Raw genomic sequence first — 20,682 nt, 5'->3', positions numbered from 1 at the left:
GGGCTGCCCTTACACTCACCCCGACCCCCCGGGAGGGAATCAGTGGAGTTCGGATTCGATGCCAGGGCGCAGGAGTGGCAGGACCGCATGAAGGCGTTCCTGGACGAGGCGATCCTTCCCGCCGAGACCAGATACCAGACGGAGGTGGCTGCGGCCGCCGATCCGCATGACATCCCCCCGGTCCTGGTCGAACTGAAGCAGGAGGCCCGCCGCCGCCGGCTGTGGAACATGTTCCTTCCCCACGATCCCCGTGGCGCCGGGCTCTCGGTGCTCGAGTACGCCCCGCTTGCGGAGATCTCCGGCTGGAGCCCCTACCTGGCTCCCGAGGCGACCAACTGCTCCGCCCCCGACACCGGGAACATGGAGATCCTCGCCATGTTCGGGACCCGGGACCAGCAGGAACGATGGCTGGAGCCCCTGCTCGAAGGCGAGATCCGCTCCTGTTTCTCGATGACCGAGCCGGCGGTGGCCTCGTCGGATGCCACCAACATCGCCTGTCGGATCGAGTCCGATGGCGATTACTACGTGATCCAGGGGACCAAGTGGTGGTCGAGCGGGGCCATGTCCCCGCGCTGCAAGGTGGCGATCGTGATGGGGGTGACCAACCCCGACGCCGACCCCTACCACCGCCAGAGCATGGTGCTGGTGCCCATGGACGCCCCCGGCGTGAAGGTGCTCCGGGACATGTCGGTGTTCGGGTACCACGAGCGGGGCGGGCACCCCGAGATCCACTACGACGACGTCCGGGTCCCCAAGGAGAACCTGCTGGGTGAGGAGGGTGGCGGGTTCGCCATCGCCCAGGCGCGCCTCGGGCCCGGCCGGATCCACCACTGCATGCGCCTCATCGGGATGGCCGAGCGGGCCTTCGACATCATGTGCCGGCGCGCCCTGCGGCGCAGCACCTTCGGCCGGCCGATCGCCGAGCACGGGGTGGTCCAGGACTGGATCGCCGAGTCGCGCATCCGCATCGAGCAGGCCCGGCTCCTGGTCCTGAAGACCGCCTGGCTGATCGACACCGTCGGGGTCAAGGGTGCTCGCATCGAGATCGCCGCCATCAAGGTGGTGGTGCCCCGCATGGCCGCCTGGGTGATCGACCGGGCAATCCAGACGCTCGGCGGCGCCGGGGTGAGCCAGGTGTTCCCCCTCGCCGAGCTGTACGCCCATGCCCGCAGCCTCTCCATCGCCGACGGGCCCGACGAGGTGCACAACCGGTCGGTGGCCCGGCGCGAGCTGCGACGTTTCGCGGAGCCGGTGTGAGCGGGGCCGTCTTCGAGGTCGACGGCGAAGTCTGTGTTCCCACGCCCATCGCCCGCGCCGGCTGGTACGAGGACGCCCTGCACGGGGGGCCGGTGGCGGCGCTGTTCGCCCGAGCGGTGGAGAGGGTTCCCGCCGTCGTGGAGATGACGGTGACCAGGCTCACCGTCGACATCATGCGCCCTGTGCCGACACGGCCGATGCGGGTCGCCACCCGGGTGGTGCGCGACGGCAGGCGGATCCAGGTTGTCGAGGCATCGCTGCTGGTGGACGACGACGAGATGGCCCGGGCATCGGCGCTGCGGATCCGGTCCAAGGAGGTGTCGGTCCCGGAGCACCCGTCGCTCCCGGTGCCACCCGACCCGGAGGGTCTTGCGCCGTACCGGATCAGGCAGGAGGACGGCGAGTGGTTCCACAGCAGGGCGGTTGAGGCCCGATTCGTCGCCGGGGACTTCTACGAGACCGGTCCCGCCACCGTATGGATGCGCCTGATGAGGCCTCTCTTCGCCGGGGAGGAGCCCTCACCGCTGCAACGGGTGGCGGCGCTCTCCGATTTCGGCAACGGCATGAGCCGGGTGGTCCCCTGGACCTGGCTGTTCATCAACGGCGACCTCAGCGTCCATCTGCTGCGCCCGGCGGTGGGCGAGTGGGTGTGCCTTGACTCGCGCACCGATCTCGCAGGCGGCATCGGCCTGGCACAGAGCCGTCTCTTCGACCACCAGGGCCTCGTAGGCCATGCCCTGCAGGGCTTGCTGATCGAGGCGCCGAAGGAGGCCGACACTGCCGGCTGATCCGCTCCACCCCGACGACCGCCGGGGTCTCTCGACCAATACGATCCCTTCATGAAGGTCCTCCTGCGGCCGGTGTGGCTGGTCGGTCACCTCCTGGCGGTGATCGCCGTCGTCGGGTTCGTCGATCTCGGGCTGTGGCAGTTGGATCGCCACGCCGAGAAGGTGGCCATTCGGGACCAGGTCGCCTCCGCCCAGGATGTGGCGCCCACCCCCATCGAGCAGGTGGAGGAGGCGGCGTACCAGCGGGTCTACGCCACCGGGGCCTTCGACGCCGCCCTGCAGGTCTCGGTGTTGCGTTCCCGCCAGGGGGTGTCGGGCCACCATGTGCTCACCCCGTTCGTGTTCGCCGACGGGTTCGGGGTGCTGGTCGACAGGGGGTGGATCCCTGCAGGAGCCGACATGCCCGGTCCACCCGAGGGCGTGCTCACCATCGAGGGAACGCTGTGGCCCGCCGAGAAGGGAAGCGACGATCCCGGCGGCCTGCGCGAAGTGGTGCGGCGAATCGACCCGTGGATCGTGCAGCCGTTCGCCTCGTACCTGCTTCTCGACGGCTATCTGCTGCTCGCCACCGAGGTGGGCGGCGAGGGCGTTGCGCCGCTGCTGCCTCCCACCCCCGAGATCGCCTTGGGTCCCCACATCGCCTATGCGGTGCAGTGGTTCCTGTTTGCTGGAGTGGTCGTGGTCGGTTACCCGATCCTGCTGCGCAAGACGATCCGCTCAGCCGCGCTGGCTGTGGACCACCCCGTAGGTGACCAGCAGGATCCCGGCGACCTGTAGCGGTCCCGGCACCTCTTCGAGGAAGATCCAGGCGGCGACTGCGATCTGCACCAGCATGGTGTTGTTGATGACTGCCGACTCGCCGGCGGTGAGGTGGCGCAGCGATGCGTTCCAGAGGGTGAAGCCGAGCGCCGTGTTGACCACCGCCAGCCACAGGATCATGAGCACCCCGACGGCGCTGAGGGAAGGCACACCCTCGAGGCCGATCCCGGCACCCAGCATGAGGATCGCCCCCACCGACATGGAGACGGTGGTGACCACCAGCGGCGAGGTGTGATGGGCCCGGTTGGCCGATCGTCCCAACAGCGAACCCACTGCGTTGGCTGCAAGGCACACCATGGCTGCCGCCATGCCCGGTCCGGTCGCCTCGAGCGCTCCCGAGAAGTAGAGAACCGCTCCGATGGCCACCAGCACGCCGCCGGCGAGATGCCTGCGCGCCGGAGCCTCGGCGAGGGAACGCTGCGAGGCGGCCATCACCAGCAGTGGGGTCATGGCCAGGACCAGCCCGGTGGAGGCAGCCGGTTGGAGGTCGAGGGCTATGAACTGGGCACTCTGCGCCACGGCGTAGAGCACCACCCCCAGGGTGATCAGGGTCAGCATCTCGGACCGGCCTACCGCCCTCATCGCGGCGCGGGCCGCCGGCCGGCTGGCGGTCACTCCGAGCAGCACCAGGGCGGCGGCGGAGTAGCGAAGACCGGCGAAGGTGATGGGGCGCAGGCCCTGGTCGTCCATCCCCAGCTTGATGATCACCCAGGAGGAGGACCACAGGACGGTCACGACGAGCGCCAGGACCACCGCCCGTCGATGCATCGGGTCGGGCATCAGCGGCTTCCGCCGTCGTGTCCTCGAAGCCGGGGGTGCACCCCGTCCGGCGATCGTGGCTCAGTCGCCGGCATCCAGTTCCAGCGCCAGCAGCCGGTCGATCGAGTCGCCGGCGTGACCCAGGTACTCGTCGAGGGAGAAGGTGGAGGCAGGGAGGCGGTCGGCGAGCGCCTCGTCGAGCCGGCGGCCGGTTGCCAGGGCGTCACCGGCGGAGTTCTGGACCAGGCGGTAGGCCTCGTCGCGCCCCGACCCGGACCTGATCAGGGCGAGGAGGGCGGCGTGGCTGAAAACGGTTCCCTGTGCCGCCTCCAGGTTGGCCCGCATCCGCTCCGGGTTCACCACCAGTCCCTCCACGATGCGAGTGGTGCGGGCCAGGGCGAAGTCGAGCACCAGGCAGGCGTCGGGCAGGATGACGCGTTCCACCGACGAGTGGCTGATGTCACGCTCGTGCCACAGGGCGACGTTCTCCATGGCGGCCGTGGCGTAGCCGCGCAGCAGCCGCGCCATCCCGACCACGTTCTCCGAGAGGATCGGGTTGTGCTTGTGGGGCATCGCCGAAGACCCCTTCTGCCCTTCGGAGAACGCCTCGGCGGCCTCGCCCACCTCGGGTCGCTGCAGGTGCCTGACCTCGGTCGCCAGGCGTTCCAGGCCGGCTCCGACCACCGCCAGGGCGCAGACGAACTCGGCGTGCCGGTCGCGGGCGACCACCTGGGTGGCGGCATCCTCGGGCTCCAGGCCGAGGGCTTCGAGCACGTGACGCTCCACCTGGGGCGGGACCGTCGAATGGTTCCCAACCGGCCCGCTCAGCTTGCCCACCGCCACCGCCCGTGCGGCAGTGCGCAGACGCCGGTGGGCGCGCGCCGTCTCGAACCCGAACCCGGCCAGCTTGTGGCCGAAGGTGGTCGGCTCGGCCCACATCCCGTGGGTGCGGCCCACGGTCACCGTGTGGCGATGCTCGGCAGCGCGCCGCCGCAGAGCATCGAACAGGGATGCGGTCCTGGCGAGCAGGAGACCACTCGCCTCGCCCAACTGGACGGCGAGGGCGGTGTCGAGGACGTCGGAGGAGGTGAGGCCGTAGTGCACCCATCGGCCGTGCTCGCCGACCGATGCGGAGAGCACATCGACGAATGCGGCGACGTCGTGACGGGTCTCCGCCTCGCGGGCCTTCCATGCCTCTGGATCCACCGGCGGGGCGGCGGCGACGGCGGCGGCCGCGGCGGCGGGTACCGTCCCTTCGGCGGCCCACGCCTCGGCGGCGAGAGACTCGATGCGCTGCCACAGGGCGAGGCGGTGCGGCTCGGACCACACGGCGGACATCTCGGGTAGGGAGTAGCGCTCGATCATTGCTTCTCGAACGTCGCCGAGCGTTGCGGTCCCACCGAGATCAGCCGGATCGGCACGCCGGCAAGGCTCTCCACACGCTCCACGTAGGCCTGCGCCGTCTCGGGCAGGTCCTCCCACGAGCGAACCTCGGAGATGTCGGTCCGCCATCCCTCCATGTCCTCGTACACCGGGTCGCAGTGGTACAGCACCCGCTGCTGCCGGGGGAACTCGTCGAAGGTGACACCCTCGGAGAGGTAGGCGTCGGCGATGCGGATGGTGTCGAACTCGGAGAGCACGTCCAGTTTCATCAGGGCCAACTCGGTGATCCCGGCGACCCGGACCGAGTAGCGCAGCGCCACCGCATCCAGCCAGCCACAACGCCGGCGCCGCCCGGTGACCGTGCCGTACTCGCCTCCGACCCGGACCATGGTCTCCCCGATCTCGTCGGAGAGCTCGGTGGGGAAGGGTCCGGTACCAACGCGAGAGACGTAGGCCTTGGTCAGCCCGAGCACCCGGTCGATGTCGCCAGGTCCGACCCCTGCCCCGGTGAGGGCCCCGCCCGGTGTGGGGTTCGACGAGGTGACGAACGGGTAGGTGCCGTGGTCGATGTCGAGCAGCACACCCTGGGCGCCTTCGAAGATCACGTTCTTTCCGGCGCGAATCGCCCGCCACACGAACAGGGCGGTGTCCTCGACGTGCGGCGCCAGCGTCTCGGCGTACCGGAGGTACTCCTCGGCGATCTCGGAGGGGTCGAACGGCAGCTGGTTGTATACCTTGACCAGGATCTTGTTGGTCTCCTTGACCACCGCCTCCAGCTTGTCGCGGAAGATCTTCGGGTCGTACAGGTCCTGTATCCGGATCCCGACACGAGCGAACTTGTCGAGGTAGGCGGGGCCGATCCCGCGTCGCGTGGTCCCGATCTGCTCCTTGCCCAGGAAGCGCTCCTTCACGGCATCGAGTTTGCGGTGATAGGGCATGATCAGGTGGGCGTTGCTCGACAGCTTCAGCGCCGAAGGGTCGATGCCGCGGGAGCGAAGCATCTCCATCTCGGCGAGCAGGACGGCAGGGTCGACGACACAGCCGTTGCCGATCACCGGGGTGACGTTGGGGTACATGACCCCGGACGGGATGAGGCTGAGGGCGAAGGTCTCGTCGCCGATGACGATGGTGTGACCTGCGTTGTTGCCCCCCTGATACCGGACCACGAGGTCCGCATCCTGGGCGAGCAGGTTGGCGATCTTGCCTTTTCCTTCGTCGCCCCACTGGGCGCCGACGACCACGGTGGCCGGCATCAGGCTCCCTGGTATACGCCGGGATGGTAGTGGCGCCGCCTGAAGGGTTCGATCAATGAAGGCCAGGGCGATCCGGGAAGCCTCGCCGGTTGCGACCGGGGGCCGGGTTCACACTCCCTGGGCGTGAACCACCACACGGCGCTCCCGCGCCTGGTCGAACTCTCCGAACAGCACCTTCTGCCAGGTGCCGAGGAGCACCTCGCCGTCGACCACCGGAATGGTGACGCTGGCCGATCCCACCAGCATCTGCCGGCAGTGGGCGTGGCCGTTGAGGAACTCGTCCTCCTGCAGGTTCTCGGTGCGCAGGGTGTGGTCGTCGTGCTCGTAGTAACCCTCGACAGGGATCATCCCGTCGATCATCCGCCGGAAGTCGTTCAAGAATCCGGTCTCGGACTCGTTGAGGACGATCGTGGTGGTGGTGTGAGGCGTGTGGACGGTCACCTGACCATGGCGGACGCCGCTGCGGGCGACGACCTCGCGTGTGATCTCGGTCAGATCCCAGAACTCGTTGCCTGTGTTGGTGCGAAAGTGCAGGATCTCGGTGCGGATGCACGGCGCATCAGAAACTGCCAGCACCGACATGGCCCCTTCGGGACGGCGTGTGGCACGCCGTGCGATCGTGTGTTCTTCCACGGGAGTGGCTCTCCGGAGTCGCTTGTTCAGGGCGCCACGATAGCGTCGGCGCTGCATACATCGGACTTCGGAACCTCTCAGACGGCGCCGGCGACCAGGCTTCCGTCCTTGAACACGGCGGCGATGCGGGCCCGCAGCCCGGCCAGCTGATAGGGGTCGCCGTCGACCACCGTCAGGTCGGCGCGCATCCCGGGAGCGATCGTGCCCCGATCGGTGGCCACGTCCATGCACTCGGCCGCAACCGATGTGGTCGCCGCCAGCACCTGGGCGGGGGTCATACCGCCTTCCTCCATCAGAACCAGCTCGTCGAGGTTCTCGCCATGTGGCGTGACCCCGCTGTCGGTGCCCATCGCCACCTTCACCCCGGCCTCCACTGCCCTGCGGAACGAGTCGCGATGGGTCTCGATCACGTCGCGCGCCTTGCGCACCGACTCCTCGGGAATGGCTGCACCCGCCTCGGCGGCACGGATCACCCCGGTTGGGGCGACCAGTGTGGGGACCAGGAAGGTCCCCCGCTCCAGCATGAGGCCGATGGCCTCGTCGTCGAGGTAGATGCCGTGCTCGATGGATCGGATACCGGAGCGAACGGCGTTCTTGATGCCCTCGTAGGCCTGGGCGTGGGCCATCACCCATCGGCCCAGGCCGGTGGCCGTCTCCACCAGCGCCGACAGCTCCTCCGGGGTGAAGTGGGCGTGGCGCGGATCATCGCGCGGTGACAGCACACCGCCCGAAGTGGCCACCTTGATCACATCCGCCCCCATCGAGATCAGCTGGCGCACCTTCTGGCGCATCTCCTCGGGCCCGTCCACGATCGTCGCCGGAACACCGGGATGCGCCTGGAGGAGGTGGAGGCGCTGGCCGGAGGGAAGCCACCCGTCACCATGACCGCCGGTCTGGCTGAGCATCCCCAGCGAGATCTGCATGCGCGGCCCGGGGATCAGACCACCGTCTACGGCGGCCTTGACTCCGAGGTCGGCCCCGCCGGCATCGCGCACCGTGGTGATCCCCGCCTCGAGCGTCGCCTTCAGGTTGGCGGCCGCCTCGTAGAATCCGAGCGAGAACGGACGCTGCATCAAGGCGAACAGGTTGATGTGGGAGATCATCACGTGGACGTGGCAGTCGAACAGACCCGGCAGGAGCGTGCGGCCGCCCAGGTCTATCGATTCGTCGCCGTCGAGCCCGGTCCCCACCTCGAGGATCCGTCCCTCGGACACGACCAGGTCGCCAGGCGCCGGATCGCTGCCGCTGCCGTCGAAGATGCTGCAGTTGGTGAAGAGCGTGCGGGTCATGGCGTGAGGTTACGCCGACGCGATGCGGCCCGGGCCATCGGGCCCGGGCCGCACTCTCGACGGTCTGTCGCCCCTACTCGGTGACCGTCACCCGAGCCCGCATCCACGGGTGGGGGGTGCAGTAGTACTCGTAGGTCCCCGGCGTGGTGAACGTGAAGGAGAAGGTGTCTCCCGGGTTCAGGAAGCCGGAGTCGAACAAGCCGTCAGGCGAGCCGATCGAGCCGTCCGAACTGCCGGATGTGACCGTGTGCACCATCGTGTCGTCGTTGGTCCAGGTCACCGTGGTGCCCGCCTCGACTGTGATCTCGATCGGGTCGTAGGCACTGGCTGCGTTGGCGGGATCCCAGGCGCCGCTCGGGATGACCACCTGAGCGCCATCCGCCGGCGCAACAGTCGTGTCGCTGGTCATGTCGTGGCCGCCTTCGCCTCCCGATCCCGCCTCGAGGACGCCGAACAGTTCCGGCTGCTCGTCCCCCGAGACCACGATGGTGCCGATGGCGCCCTTGTAGAAGGTTCGCACCAGGGCGTGGTCCACGAGGATCATCGTGGAAGGCACCAGGGCGTCGACCTCGACCACCGTACCGCCTCCGGCCACCACCAGCGTCGACTGCGAGCCCCGGATCACGGGGTTGGCAGGGTGGGTGGCCGCCTCCGGATACACCACGTCCCAGTGGGATCCGATCGGGTGGAAGTTGGAGCTCAGATTGAGCCCCTGGTTGACGAAGTAGATCCTCGCCTCCTCGCCCACCTCCATCTCCAGGGTGTTGTCACCGGTGAGTGCGTCGGTGCGGCCATTGAAGGTGACGTACCTCGGCTCCTCGGCCAACATCGCCGCCCGATCCATGGAGGCGAAGCCGCTGGCATCGGGTTCGCCGACGTACCACTCCGACTGCATGATCGCCCACTCGTGATCCACCGCCGGCAGCGGTGTCTCCGGGTCGACGATGAACATGCCGTACATCCCGTGAGCGATGTGAACCGGCACGTCGCCGTAGGCGCAGTGGTACATGAATGCGCCCGGGTACAGGAGCCTGATCTGGATCGTGGCCGACTCTCCCGGGTTCACGCTGAGCGCCTCGGCGCCACCACCCATGCCGGTCACGGCGTGGAAGTCGATGTTGTGCGGGTTGGTGTTCCCGTCGAGGTTGGTGAGCGTGATCTCGACCACGTCTCCGACCCGGCCTCTCAGGACCGGTCCCGGCGATCCGCAGACGACCTCGTCGTCGCCGGCGAGTCGGAACCCCCACATCGTGGTGGTCACCCCGCTTGCCGGGTCGAGGGGGCACACTCCTTCGATCGATTCGATGTGGACTTGCCAGATCCGCTGCTCCGAGCGGTCTGCTGCTGGTGGGACGTTCGGCGCGTACGTGGCGTGGATTTCGTCGTCGGGCGCAGCCGTGAGCTGCGCGATGGGGGTAAGTACGGGCCGGATGTCCCGGTCGGACGGGTAGGCATCGCTGCCGCCCCCGTCCCCGCCGAGCCCCTCTTCGGCGATCATCTCGCGCACGTCGGCCCGGGACAGGTCACCCTGCTGGACGACTATCGATGCCGCCAGCATGGCGATCACGGCGAACAGCAGAGCGAACTGCCACGCCTTCTGCCAGAAGCCGTCGTTCATTGTCTTGCTTCTCCTTTCATTCTCCAGTTGGGAGATCTCATGCCCCGATGATCGGGGCGGCGCCGAGGCGGGAGCGCAGTAGGTCGCGGGCCTCGGTCCAGGCGTCGTGCAGCGCGCACGACTCGTCGCACTCCTGCCGGCGGCCCCGCAGGACGCAGTGGCCGTCGTCAAGCGGTCCTTCGACGGTTTCGATCAGGTCGAGCAGCGTGAGCCGGGAGACGTCGGCCGCGAGGCGGTATCCGCCGCCGGGGCCAGGAATGCTCTCCACCCAGCCTGCCCGCACCAGAGGGGCGAGCACCTGGGGGAGGAACTGTCTGGTGGTTCCGAGCCGGTCGGCCAGATCGCTGCCGCCGAGGTTGCCGTCGGTGGCGCTCATGGTGCGCAGCGCCTGCAGCGCCAGTTCACTCTTCTTCATCACCTCGAGTCGCATAGTGGCATAGTCCATGACTCAACAATTACCTGCCAGGGGCAACGGTCCCGAGCCGATGGGACCTTTGGCCCGGCGAGGTCAGGTGGCGGCGATGCCCCGGAACACGAAGGCGACCAGCGTGTCGGCCGCCTCGTGCATCCGCTGTTTGGCGTCGCGATCGCGGATCAGGCTCTGCGATGCGGCGGTCATCACGGCGAACACCAGTCGGCCGGTTTCCTCGGGGTCGAGCCGCCTGAAGACCCCTTCCTCCATGCCCTGCCGGCACAGGGCGACGATCTCGTGCTCCAGCGGGGCGTGGGCGGCCCGGATCCGGCGCTGGGTGGCCGGGGAGAGGACGGGTAGTTGGCGCATCAGCTCGGCGCCGAGCGCCTCATCGGTGGAGACGAAGGCGGTCCCCCGGACCAGCAGCTCGGCCAGACGAGGTCCCGCTCCCACCTCCTCCGGGAGGTCGGCGAGCATCCCGGAGATGACCCCGGGCATGGCTTCCTCCACCAGGGTGGCGAGCACGTCCTCCTTGTCGGAGAAGTACTCGTAGATGGTGGTGCGGCCGATGCCGGCGTACGAGGCGATGTCCGAGAGCCCGGTGTCCTGGTACCCGAGGGCGCGAAACAGCGCGCCGGCGGCCTCGAGCAGGTCGCGGCGGGTGGCCTCCTTGTGGGCGGCGATGTTGGCGGCGCGAATCCGGGGCACGGCGCGAGGATACCGCCGCCGGGATCGGAGAATGCCTGGCGAGCCCGGGCTCAGGAGGTTGCGGCCTTCTCGGCGAACTCCCGGTACGCCTCCCAGGCGCGGGGGGCGTAGATCGTGGCCGGGCCACCCCCCATCATGAGGTTCACGCCCAGGGTCTCGGCCACTTCCTGGGGTGTCGCCCCGTTGCGGAACGCCGCCTTGGCGTGAGACGAGATGCACCCGTCGCAGCGCACCGCCACCGCGATCGCCAGGGCGATCAGCTCCTTGGTCCGGGTCGACAGCGCACCGTCGGCGAGCGAGGCCGAGTGCATCTGGGCGAACCCCTTGTACACCTCCGGTATGTGCTCCCGCAGTTCCTTCGACGGCGCCCTGAGATCGACCAGGACCTCCTCCCAATGTCCCATGTTCACCTCCTGCGGCGATGGTACGGTCCGGACATCGTCGATCACCCGGGGAGAAGTACCCAAATGGATGCCAAGCAGCGGGCGGTGAGCCGGTTCGAAGCGGTCGAGGACGAGCTGAAGCAGATCAGCCGCTGGATGTATCAGAACCCCGAGGTCGCCTACGAGGAGCGCGAGTCGTCGCGGCGACTCGCCGGGTTCCTCGAGGCCCAGGGTTTCACCGTCGAGTACCCGGCGTTCGGGCTGGAAACCGCCTTCGCCGCCAGGGCAGGCTCGTCGGGCCCCGAGGTGATCGTGTGCGCCGAGTACGACGCACTGCCCGGTGTCGGCCACGCCTGCGGCCACAACATCATCGCCACCTCGGCTCTGGGCGCCGGCGTGGCGGTGAAGGACCTGGCCGAAGAGCTGGGTTTCCGCATCACCGTCCTGGGCACGCCGGCAGAGGAGGCGAAGGGCGGCAAGGTGGACCTGATCCATGCCGGAGCGTTCGCCGACGCCGCCGCGGCGCTGATGATCCACCCCGCTCCCGAGGACGAGGTGGACCCGGTCGCCCTGGCCATCAAGCACTTCAAGGTGATCTTCCGGGGCAAGGACGCACACGCTTCGGCCGCCCCCTGGGAGGGGATCAACGCCCTCGACGCCTTCGTCCAGCTGTACGTAAACGTCTCCACATTCCGTCAGCAGATGCTGCCCACCGACAAGATGCACGGGATCGTCACCCACGGAGGCGACGCCCCCAACATCATCCCCAGCCGGGTGGAGGCCGAGTGGTACGTGCGGGCGCTCACCAAGGAGCGCCTGGCGGTCCTGGTCGACCGGTTCGAGGCCATGGCAGGTGCGGCGGCGGCGTCCACCGGGTGCACCGTCGAGTACTCGCAGTCGGGGCATGAGTACGAGGACATCCTCAGTGAGCCGCTGATGGTGGAGCTGTTCGCCGCCAACAGCGAAGCGCTGGGGCGGAAGATGGGAAGGTCCAAGGACCGGCCCTCTTCGACCGCGGGCAGCACCGACATGGGCAACGTCAGCCACGTCGTGCCGTCGATCCACCCGATGATCGGGATGGCAACCGGGGGCGCGGTCAACCATCAGCCCGAGTTCGCCGCCCATACCATCACCCCCGATGGGGAGAAGGCGATGCGCGACGGCGCCCTGGCCATGGCGTGGACGATCGTGGACCTGGCTGCGGGTGATCGCTGGGGTGAGCTGAGCCGTCCCTGAGGGTTACTCGTGGAACCAGGGGGCGAAGGAGAGCCCGACGAGCAGGCCCTCCGGGCTCATGAGCCTGGCCACGGTTTGACCCCAGGGCTCGGTGCGGGCCGGGTGCAACAGCCGGTATCCCCTGGCTTCGAGTTCGGCCGCCGCACTCGCCACGTCCGCCACCTCGAACTCGATCGTGGCCGACGGCGGCGGGATGTCGGGGGGCCAGTCGTCGACTCCGAAGCATGCCTGAGCCGCCGCCGGCAGCGGCCACACCCCGAAGTGCTTGACGCCCCCCACATCAGCGGAGTGCAGATAGCCGCCGTCGTCCTCCAGCGGAAGCCCCAGGGCGTCGCGATACAGGCGGGCGCTCGCCTCGGGATCGGGCGTGATCACCGCCACTCCGGCAACGAAGAGGATCTCCATGGGGACACGATACGCCCCGGGTCCGACGATGTGCCTGTATCGTCGCCCTCCGCTCCGATGGGCAGCCGATGAACCACGACGTCGTCATCGTGGGTGGAGGGGTGATGGGCTCCTCCGCCGCCTACCACCTTCGCCGTTTCGACCCGGCGATCTCGGTGCTGGTGTTGGAACGGGATGCCTCCTACCGATACGCCTCGACCGTCCTCTCCGAGGGCAACGTCCGGATCCAGTTCAACCTCGAGGAGAACATCCGCATCTCGCAACACACGATGGAGGTGATGGCCACTTTCTCCGAGGACATGGCGACGACGGCGTTCAGGCCGGAGTCCGCTCCCCGTCGGGAGGGCAACCTGTTCCTGGTCGACGAGGCGGGTCGGGAGGTCGCACTCCAGGGCCTGGAACTGCAACGGTCGCTCGGATGTGACGTCGAGTGGCTGGAGCCAGCCTCCATCGCCGAGGTCTTCCCGTCGTTGCGAACCGAAGGGCTGGCAGGAGGCACCCTGGGGAGGAGCGACGGCGGCGTCGATCCCACCGCCGTCCTCAGGGGCTACCGCAACAAGGCGATCGAGATGGGGGTCGAGTACGCCGAAACCGAGGCTCTGGCACTTGTCGACTCCGGCGGCCCTGCTCCCCGGGTGCGCACTGGCGACGGCGACCTGGCAGCAGGGGCGGTGTTGGTGACCGCAGGCGCATGGACCGCCGACCTGTTGCTGCCGATCGGGGTGGACCTCCCCGTGGTCCCGGTGCGCCGCACCGTCTACGTGGTGGCTTCCACGGTGCCGACCGCCGGGATGCCGGCGGTGTTCCTTCCCTCTGGAGCGTACGCCATCCCGGTGTCGGAGTGCATCTGGAACATGGCCTGGTCGTTGCCCGACGACCCGGTCGGCTACGACTTCACTCCGGCCTCGCGTGGGAGGTTCGAGGATCGGGTGTGGCCGGAACTGGTTGCCCACCTTCCGGCGTTCGACCGCCTGCGGGTCGAGACTTCGTGGGCAGGCCTGTACGCGGTGAACACCCTGGATGGCAACGCCATCATCGGGCGCTGGCCCGGGATGAGCGGCCTGTACATGGCGACCGGGTTCTCCGGCCACGGGTTCCAACAGGCTCCCGCAGTGGGCCGTCACCTGGCGGAGTCGATCCTCGGGCTGCCCCATGCCCTCGACCTGAGCCGGCTCGGACCGCAGCGGGTGATCGACGGCATCCCGGTTCGGGAACACTCGGGCCGCCTCATCTGAGTAAGCCCGGTGCGGGGCATGCGCGCCCGCACCGGGACCGGCTACTTCTTGCCGCTCGCCTGCGGATCGTCGGTCCACAGCTCCTTGATGGCTCCGATGCTGCCCAGGATGCCGCTCATCTCGGCGGGCAGGAAGATCTTCGTGGCCTGACCGTCGGCGATCTTCTGCAGTGCCTCCAGATAGCGGATGGCGATCAGGTCGGGGGTCGGGTCACCGGTGTGGATCGCCTGGAAGACCCGCTCGATGGCCTGGCCCTCGCCTTCGGCGACGGTCAGCAGCCGGAACTGCTCGGCGTCGGCGACCTCCTTGATAGCCTGCGCCTGACCCTGTGCCTCGAGGATGTCCGCTTCCTTCACTCCTTCGGCCCGGAGGATGGCCGCCCGCTTCTCGCCTTCGGCCTCGGTCACGGTGGCGCGTCGGTCGCGCTCCGCCTTCATCTGGCGGTGCATCGCCTCGGTGATGTCCGCCGGCGGGTCGATCCGCTGGATCTCCACTCGAACCACCCGTGTGCCCCACACGTCGGTGGCCTCGTCGAGCACCGAGCGCAGCTGGGCATTGATCATGTCGCGCGACGTGAGCGCCTCGTCGAGCTGTAGTTCCCCGACGATGTTCCTCAGGTTGGTCTGGGCGAGCTTGGTGGCAGCCAGGATGAAGTTGGCCACGTTGTACTTCAGCTTCACCGGGTCGGTCGCCTGGTAGTACACGACGGCGTCGACGGTGACCACCACGTTGTCCTTGGTGATCACCTCCTGAGGCGGGACGTCGACCACCTGCTCGCGCATGTCCACCCGCCGGATGCGCTCGATGAACGGGACGATGAATCGCAGTCCCGGGTCCACCATCCTCTCGAAGCGTCCGAACCGCTCCACCAGGCCCTTCTCGAACTGGGCCACGATCTTGAGCGCCTTGGCGGCGTAGAGCAGCAAGGCGATGCCGATCACGATCAGGACCACGAGGGTCGGGTCGATCTGGTCCATCAGGTCTCCTCCTTCTAGGGCGTCGCCCTCAGTCGATTGGTTCCACCACCAGGCGGGTTCCCGTCACGTCGATCACGCGGACATGGGTTCCTTCGGCGACCGGGTCCTCCACGCCCAAAGCCGGGACCGCCCGCCAGAGCTCGGTCTCCATGCGGACCCGGCCCATCCCGGTGACCCTGTCGAGGGCCTCGACTACCACCGCTCGCTGGCCGACCAGTCGGTTTGCGCCGACGGGCGGCTGCTTCTCGTCCTCCTTGCGAACGAACTTCTGCAGCAGGATGAGCGAGGCGGTCGACACGACGATGAACACCCCCATCTGGGCGGCGGGGGCCACGTCGACGAAGGCCAGCACGGCGGCCACGAGGGCACCGACGGCAAAGGGCAACATGAAGAAGCCGGCGGTGGCCATCTCCGCAAAGGCCAGGAACAGGGCGGCTCCAACCCAGATCCAGCGCCAGGTCTCGTTGTCCACGGTGCTACCTCCTTCGTTTCTGGTGGTGAGAGCGAATGCGATTCCGACACCGACTGCACCGAGCATCGCCAGGTCGGTCCAGCGAAGCCCTCTGCGGCGGGCGCGGAACACCTCTTCCCACTTGGGGAGCCCGTCGGAGCCGCCGCGCTTCTCGGAGGCCCACTCCCGGGCGAAGACCGCGGGATCGTCACCCACCACCGAGCGCGGGTCGCGGCCCTCGGCAGCGGCGTCGAGGAGGTGGCGCTCCAGTTCGAGGCGCATCTCCTCGACCTCGCGCCGGCGGAGGCCTGCGGCCTTCCAGTACCGCTCGCAGTCGCTGGTGAGGCTCTCGATGACCGAGTGGTCGGTCATGCCGAACCTCCACCGATCACGCTCGACACCGAGTCCGCCAGGGATCTCCACTCGTCGATCCAGGCGGCGAGCTGCCTGCTGCCCTCTCGGGCGATGCGGTAGTACTTGCGTGGAGGGCCCTCGTTGGAGTCCTGCATGAAGGTTTCGACCAATCCCCGGCTCTGTAACCGGCTGAGCAAAGGGTAGATGCTGCCCTCACCGACGAGGGCGAGGCCGCGGTGCTCCAGCTTGCGCGCCATCTCGTAGCCGTAGGACGGCTCCTCGGCGATCACGGCGAGAAGGCACATGTCGAGCACACCCTTGAGCAGTTGGCTGGTCCGTTCCACTGTCTTGCGTTGCAAGATAGCACCTGCTCCCTTGCGAAGCAAGGTAGCGCCTTGGCCCCCTCCACACGGGGGAGTACGGCGAAGCCGGCAGGGGGGCAGAACCAAGATGTGTCATGAACAAGGCCTTGCTGGACCTGGGTCGCGTGGTGCCCCCTCCGCTTCTCGGGAGAAGAAGACGCCCCTACGGCGCCGCGATGTCGATCACGAGGCGGAGCGGGCTCTGCAGCACATACGCCAGGAACGGCCGCTCACCGGTCAGACCGATGACCCAGGTCATGTCGGCTTCGAAGTCGTCGACGAACACCACCTCGTCGATCGGCGGGTAGCCGGGGTCGATCTCGGTCGGTCCCAGGTAGGTCAGGTTGTAGTCGGAGTCGTAGCGGGCTCCGGGAGCCACGTGCACCAGTAGGAAATGGGTGCCGTCCACCGGCACCACCTCGCCGGAACCACCTCCGACGAACGGCGGAGAGGCGTAGCCGACGTCCCAGATCGGCTCGCCGCTGCCCACGAACTCGAACACCACCCGCACGAAGGCCGGGTGCTGCCCGAGCCGAACGTCGGTGAGGCTCCCTCCCGGGCTGCCGGTGATGGTCGAGTTCGACTTGGTGGCGGTGTCCCCACCGAAGGCGGCCGTGGTGGTGGCAGCCACCGTCGTGGTGCTGGCGGTGGTCGTCGTGGCCGCCTCGCTGGTGGTGACGCCGGCCGTGGTGGTGGTCATGTCCCCGGAGGTCGTGGTCGTCCCCTCGGCGGCCGTGGTGGTCGTCGCCTCCGATGTCGTCGGCGAAGCCGCAGGCCCATCGTCACGGGTGAGCAGGACGATGAGCAGGAGGGCGATCAGGGCGACCAGCACACCGCCCAGGATCGGTATCGCCAGTTCGGAGGAGCGTTTGGAGGCCATGGTCCGATGGTAGGGCGACAACCCTCATGCCGACCGACTATCGGAGTGTGAGCCCCTCGGCGTCGGTGTCGACGGTCACCTCGTCGCCGTCTTCGAACCGTCCTTCCAGCAACGCGATCGCCAGCGGGTCCTCGATCTGCTTGCGGATGAGACGCTGCAGGGGGCGTGCCCCGTACACCGGGTCGTATCCCTGCTCGGCGAGCCACTCGGTCGCAGAGGGCGTCAGCACCAGCCTCACGCGGCGGCCCTCCAGGCGGCCCTGCAGTCGTTCGACCTGGATCTCGACGATCTCGGCGAGCTCCTCACGGGTGAGACGGGAGAACACGACGATCTCATCCAGGCGGTTGAGGAACTCGGGGCGGAAGTGACTCCTCACCACGCCGAGGACACGGTCCTGTACCACCTCGTCGGGCAGATCCGGATCGATGAGCTCGGACCCCAGGTTGGAGGTCATCACGACCACCGCGCTGGAGAAATCCACGGTGCGGCCCTGGCCGTCGGTGAGGCGCCCATCGTCGAGTAGCTGCAAGAGGGTGTTGAAGACGTCGGGATGGGCCTTCTCCACCTCGTCGAGGAGGACGACCGAGTAGGGGCGTCGGCGCACCGCCTCGGTCAACTGGCCGCCCTCGTCGTAGCCGACGTATCCGGGCGGCGCCCCGATCAGCCTGCTCACGGTGTGCTTCTCCTGGTACTCGGACATGTCGATGCGGACCATGGCTCGTTCGTCGTCGAAGAGGAACTCGGCGAGAGCCCGGGCCAGCTCGGTCTTGCCGACCCCGGTGGGGCCGAGGAAGAGGAAGGATCCGATGGGACGGCCCTTCGGGGCGAGACCGGCGCGGGACCGCCGGATGGCGTTGGCCACCGCCTCCACCGCCTGGTGCTGTCCCACGACGCGCCGGTGCAGATGGTCTTCGAGGCGCACCAGCTTCTCGATCTCCCCTTCCATCAGGCGGGTGACCGGGATGCCGGTCCAGCGGCTCACCACCTCGGCGACGTCCTCCTCGCCGACCTCCTCCTTGAGCATGGTGAGGCCGGCCTGCAGCTTCTGCAGGTTCTCGTTGGCTTCGGCGAGCGTCCGTTCCAAGCCGGGAAGGCTGCCGTAGCGAACCTCGGAGGCGCGCTGCAGGTCCCCGTCGCGCTCGGCGCGCTCCGCTTCGGACCGGGCACTCTCGATCTCCTCCTTGGCGTGGCGGATGGCGGCGATCGCCTCCTTCTCACGGTTCCAGTGGGCGGTGAGGCGGTTGACCTCCTCGGTGGTCTCGGCCAGATCGCTCTCCAGCGCGTCGAGTCGCTCCTTGGAGGCGGTGTCGGTCTCCTTGCGCAGGGCGGCCCGTTCGATCTCCAGCTGGCGTCGCCTGCGTTCCAGCTCGTCGATCTCCTCGGGCATCGAGTCGATCTCGATCCGCAGGCGGCTGCCAGCCTCGTCGATCAGGTCGATCGCCTTGTCGGGCAGGTGGCGACCGGTGACGTACCGGTCGGAGAGGATCGCCGCCGCCACCAGGGCGGAGTCGGTGATCCGCACCCCGTGGTGGACCTCGTAGCGTTCCTTGAGGCCTCGCAGGATCCCGATGGTCTCCTCGACCGAAGGCGCTTCGACCAGGACCGGCTGGAACCGCCGCTCCAAGGCGGCATCCTTTTCGATGTGCTTGCGGAACTCGTCCAGCGTGGTGGCGCCGATCATGCGCAGCTCACCGCGCGCCAGCATCGGCTTGAGCATGTTGGAGGCGTCCATGGCGCCCTCTGCCGCCCCGGCGCCGACGATGGTGTGCATCTCGTCGATGAAGGTGATGATCTCGCCGGCCGAGGCCCGGATTTCGTCGAGCACCGCTTTGAGGCGTTCCTCGAACTCACCCCGGTACTTGGCACCCGCCACCATGGCGCTCAGGTCGAGGGCGATGAGCCGCTTCCCCTTCAGGCCTTCGGGGATGTCGCCGGCGACGATGCGCGAGGCGAGGCCCTCGACGATGGCGGTCTTGCCCACACCAGGCTCTCCGATGAGAACCGGGTTGTTCTTGGTGCGTCGGGAGAGGACCTGGATGACTCGCCGGATCTCCTCGTCTCGCCCGATCACCGGATCGAGCTTGCCCTGACGCGCCAGGTCGACGAGGTCGCGTCCGTACTGCTGCAGCGCCTGGAGGGTGGCCTCCGGATCCTGAGAGGTGACCCGATGCGGTCCCCGAACCTGGCCGAGGGCCGCCTGGAGTGCGTCGCGATCGGCGCCGACGGCCCGCAGGGCGTCACCGGTCGGGGTTCGGCCTGCGGCGAGGGCAAGCAGCAGGTGCTCGACCGAGAGGTAGGAGTCCTCCAGGCGGGTGCGCTCTCTGTCGGCATCGGTGAGGGTGGAGGCCAGGAACTTGTCGGCCGCCGCCTCCGTCCCGCCGTGGACGCGGGGGAGTCGGTCCAGGGCTTCGGTGAGACGCGAGCGCAGGGCGTTGGGGTCGGCACCGACGGCGGCTAGGAGGGGATAGGCGATTCCCTCGCCATCGGCGAGGATCCCGAGCATCAGGTGCTCGGTGGTGATCGCCTGGTTGCTTCGCGCTTCGGCCTCGCGACGGGCGCGCTCCAACGCCTCGGCGGCACGCCGGGTCAACCGATTCGGATCCATCGCTCCTCCTTCCTTCCCCACAACATCTACTTCATCCTAGTCATTCCAGAAAAGTTGAGTGTAGGCGCAATAGATGTCTGACAGTCGGGTCACGGCTCGGTTCGTGCAATGACATGCGTCTCCCCCGAACCGGCCTAGCCTCCCCGCCCATGTGGAACAGAATCACCGTCCCGGCGCTGCTGGCCGTGCTGCTCGCCTCGTGCGGCGGCACCGCGGCCACCACCACCACGACCGCCGCCCATGACCACGAGCACGATCACGGCGTGTCCGCCGGGTTCGAGTGGGATGGCGGCCAGGTCCCGACCGTCGAGGTGACGGTGACCGAGGCTGACACTCCCGGGCTCTGGGAGGTGCGGGCCGAGATCACCAACTTCGAGTTCTCCTCACCCGATCGAATCGATCATGTGCCGGGACAGGGCCACACCCACGTCTGGGTGGACGATCGGCTGATCTCGATGGCGTACCAATCGATCGTCCAGGTCGCCGACCTGCAGCCCGGCACCCACACCGCCCGGGTGACGCTGGCCAACAACGCCCACGCCGACTACACGGCGGGGGGCGAGGTGATCGGCGGCAGCAGCGTCTTCGAGGTGTCGGGCGAGGCGACGATGCCGGACGTGACGGCTGCGATCACGGTCGCCGGCGGGACGGTGTCGGGCATCGACGGGCGACTGAGCGCCTCGGTGGGCGACTTCGTTGAGGTGACGATCACGGCCGACGTGGCCGACGCCATCCACCTGCACGGATACGACATCATGCTGGAGATGGAGCCGGGGACCCCGGCGGTCCTGCGGTTCATCGCCGATGTTCCCGGCATCTTCGAGGCCGAGTTGGAAGGCTCGGGTCTGCCGCTGTTCGAGATCCAGGTCGGCTGA

The 20,682-nt window shown here is 68.3% G+C and carries 21 protein-coding genes; 6 read left to right on the top strand and 15 right to left on the bottom strand.

Features of this window, described 5'->3' with window-relative positions:
• Positions 1-42: 42 nt before the first annotated feature.
• From QY307_06415 to QY307_06405, 3 genes are read left to right on the top strand one after another with little or no spacing between them, the layout of a single operon-like run.
• Entirely contained in the window at positions 43-1,257 is a 1,215-nt protein-coding gene (locus QY307_06415) for an acyl-CoA dehydrogenase family protein (protein ID WKZ81735.1), read from the top strand.
• On the top strand, positions 1,254-2,045 hold the full coding sequence (locus QY307_06410; GenBank protein WKZ81734.1) for a thioesterase family protein: 792 nt from the start codon (positions 1,254-1,256) through the stop codon (positions 2,043-2,045). Before QY307_06415 ends, QY307_06410 begins: the two co-directional genes overlap by 4 nt.
• Positions 2,046-2,096: 51 nt before the next feature.
• Positions 2,097-2,822: an SURF1 family protein gene (locus QY307_06405; protein ID WKZ81733.1), complete on the top strand. Its 726-nt coding sequence runs from the start codon at positions 2,097-2,099 to the stop codon at positions 2,820-2,822.
• Here QY307_06405 and QY307_06400 read toward each other — a convergent pair.
• The 9 genes from QY307_06400 to QY307_06360 form a co-directional block, all read right to left on the bottom strand.
• The gene (locus QY307_06400; GenBank protein WKZ81732.1) at positions 2,763-3,644 is read right to left on the bottom strand and encodes a DMT family transporter; all 882 of its coding nucleotides are present in this window, start codon (positions 3,642-3,644) and stop codon (positions 2,763-2,765) included. The two genes, QY307_06405 and QY307_06400, sit on opposite strands and share 60 nt — an antisense overlap.
• 60 nt (positions 3,645-3,704) lie before the next feature.
• A complete protein-coding gene (purB, locus tag QY307_06395; protein WKZ81731.1) occupies positions 3,705-4,988 on the bottom strand; it encodes an adenylosuccinate lyase in 1,284 nt (427 codons plus the stop codon).
• Positions 4,985-6,259 carry an adenylosuccinate synthase gene (locus QY307_06390; GenBank protein ID WKZ81730.1) on the bottom strand — a complete coding sequence of 425 codons (1,275 nt, stop codon included), beginning with the start codon at positions 6,257-6,259 and terminating at the stop codon, positions 4,985-4,987. Before QY307_06390 ends, purB begins: the two co-directional genes overlap by 4 nt.
• 108 nt (positions 6,260-6,367) lie before the next feature.
• Positions 6,368-6,841, bottom strand: coding sequence for a secondary thiamine-phosphate synthase enzyme YjbQ (locus QY307_06385; GenBank protein WKZ81729.1), 474 nt, complete (start codon positions 6,839-6,841; stop codon positions 6,368-6,370).
• Positions 6,842-6,969: 128 nt separating this feature from the next.
• Complete coding sequence (locus tag QY307_06380) at positions 6,970-8,181, bottom strand: amidohydrolase family protein (GenBank protein WKZ81728.1); 1,212 nt, start codon at positions 8,179-8,181, stop codon at positions 6,970-6,972.
• Between the two features lie 73 nt (positions 8,182-8,254).
• A complete protein-coding gene (locus tag QY307_06375) occupies positions 8,255-9,799 on the bottom strand; it encodes a plastocyanin/azurin family copper-binding protein (protein WKZ81727.1) in 1,545 nt (514 codons plus the stop codon).
• A 37-nt stretch (positions 9,800-9,836) separates the two neighbouring features.
• Entirely contained in the window at positions 9,837-10,214 is a 378-nt protein-coding gene (locus tag QY307_06370) for an Rrf2 family transcriptional regulator (protein ID WKZ81726.1), read from the bottom strand.
• Between the two features lie 93 nt (positions 10,215-10,307).
• Positions 10,308-10,919 (bottom strand): TetR/AcrR family transcriptional regulator, encoded by a 612-nt coding sequence (locus QY307_06365; GenBank protein ID WKZ81725.1) that lies wholly within the window; start codon positions 10,917-10,919, stop codon positions 10,308-10,310.
• Positions 10,920-10,969: 50 nt separating this feature from the next.
• Complete coding sequence (locus QY307_06360; GenBank protein ID WKZ83768.1) at positions 10,970-11,323, bottom strand: carboxymuconolactone decarboxylase family protein; 354 nt, start codon at positions 11,321-11,323, stop codon at positions 10,970-10,972.
• Positions 11,324-11,386: 63 nt separating this feature from the next.
• On the opposite strand from QY307_06360, the gene QY307_06355 reads away from it, so the two are divergent.
• Positions 11,387-12,538 carry a M20 family metallopeptidase gene (locus tag QY307_06355; protein ID WKZ81724.1) on the top strand — a complete coding sequence of 384 codons (1,152 nt, stop codon included), beginning with the start codon at positions 11,387-11,389 and terminating at the stop codon, positions 12,536-12,538.
• Between the two features lie 3 nt (positions 12,539-12,541).
• Here QY307_06355 and QY307_06350 read toward each other — a convergent pair whose 3' ends face one another.
• Complete coding sequence (locus tag QY307_06350; protein WKZ81723.1) at positions 12,542-12,943, bottom strand: VOC family protein; 402 nt, start codon at positions 12,941-12,943, stop codon at positions 12,542-12,544.
• Between the two features lie 68 nt (positions 12,944-13,011).
• Between QY307_06350 and QY307_06345 the strand changes: the two genes are divergently transcribed.
• A complete protein-coding gene (locus QY307_06345) occupies positions 13,012-14,178 on the top strand; it encodes an FAD-binding oxidoreductase (protein ID WKZ81722.1) in 1,167 nt (388 codons plus the stop codon).
• Positions 14,179-14,219: 41 nt separating this feature from the next.
• Here QY307_06345 and QY307_06340 read toward each other — a convergent pair whose 3' ends face one another.
• The 5 genes from QY307_06340 to clpB all read right to left on the bottom strand — a co-directional run bounded on the left by QY307_06340 (position 14,220) and on the right by clpB (position 19,807).
• Entirely contained in the window at positions 14,220-15,155 is a 936-nt protein-coding gene (locus QY307_06340) for an SPFH domain-containing protein (GenBank protein WKZ81721.1), read from the bottom strand.
• Positions 15,156-15,183: 28 nt separating this feature from the next.
• Entirely contained in the window at positions 15,184-15,978 is a 795-nt protein-coding gene (locus QY307_06335; GenBank protein WKZ81720.1) for an NfeD family protein, read from the bottom strand.
• A complete protein-coding gene (locus QY307_06330; GenBank protein WKZ81719.1) occupies positions 15,975-16,319 on the bottom strand; it encodes a PadR family transcriptional regulator in 345 nt (114 codons plus the stop codon). The genes QY307_06335 and QY307_06330 overlap by 4 nt, the downstream gene beginning before the upstream one ends.
• A gap of 166 nt (positions 16,320-16,485) precedes the next feature.
• A complete protein-coding gene (locus QY307_06325; GenBank protein ID WKZ81718.1) occupies positions 16,486-17,202 on the bottom strand; it encodes a hypothetical protein in 717 nt (238 codons plus the stop codon).
• A gap of 37 nt (positions 17,203-17,239) precedes the next feature.
• Positions 17,240-19,807, bottom strand: a complete 2,568-nt coding sequence (clpB, locus tag QY307_06320) for an ATP-dependent chaperone ClpB (GenBank protein WKZ81717.1) — start codon at positions 19,805-19,807, stop codon at positions 17,240-17,242.
• Between the two features lie 149 nt (positions 19,808-19,956).
• Between clpB and QY307_06315 the strand changes: the two genes are divergently transcribed.
• Positions 19,957-20,682, top strand: a complete 726-nt coding sequence (locus QY307_06315) for a hypothetical protein (GenBank protein ID WKZ81716.1) — start codon at positions 19,957-19,959, stop codon at positions 20,680-20,682.

Source organism: Acidimicrobiia bacterium (assembly GCA_030584185.1).
In the GTDB taxonomy this organism is placed as follows: Bacteria; Actinomycetota; Acidimicrobiia; order Spongiisociales; family UBA11373.
Note: the sequence above shows the minus strand (reverse complement) of the source record. Positions and strands in the feature narration are given on the sequence as shown.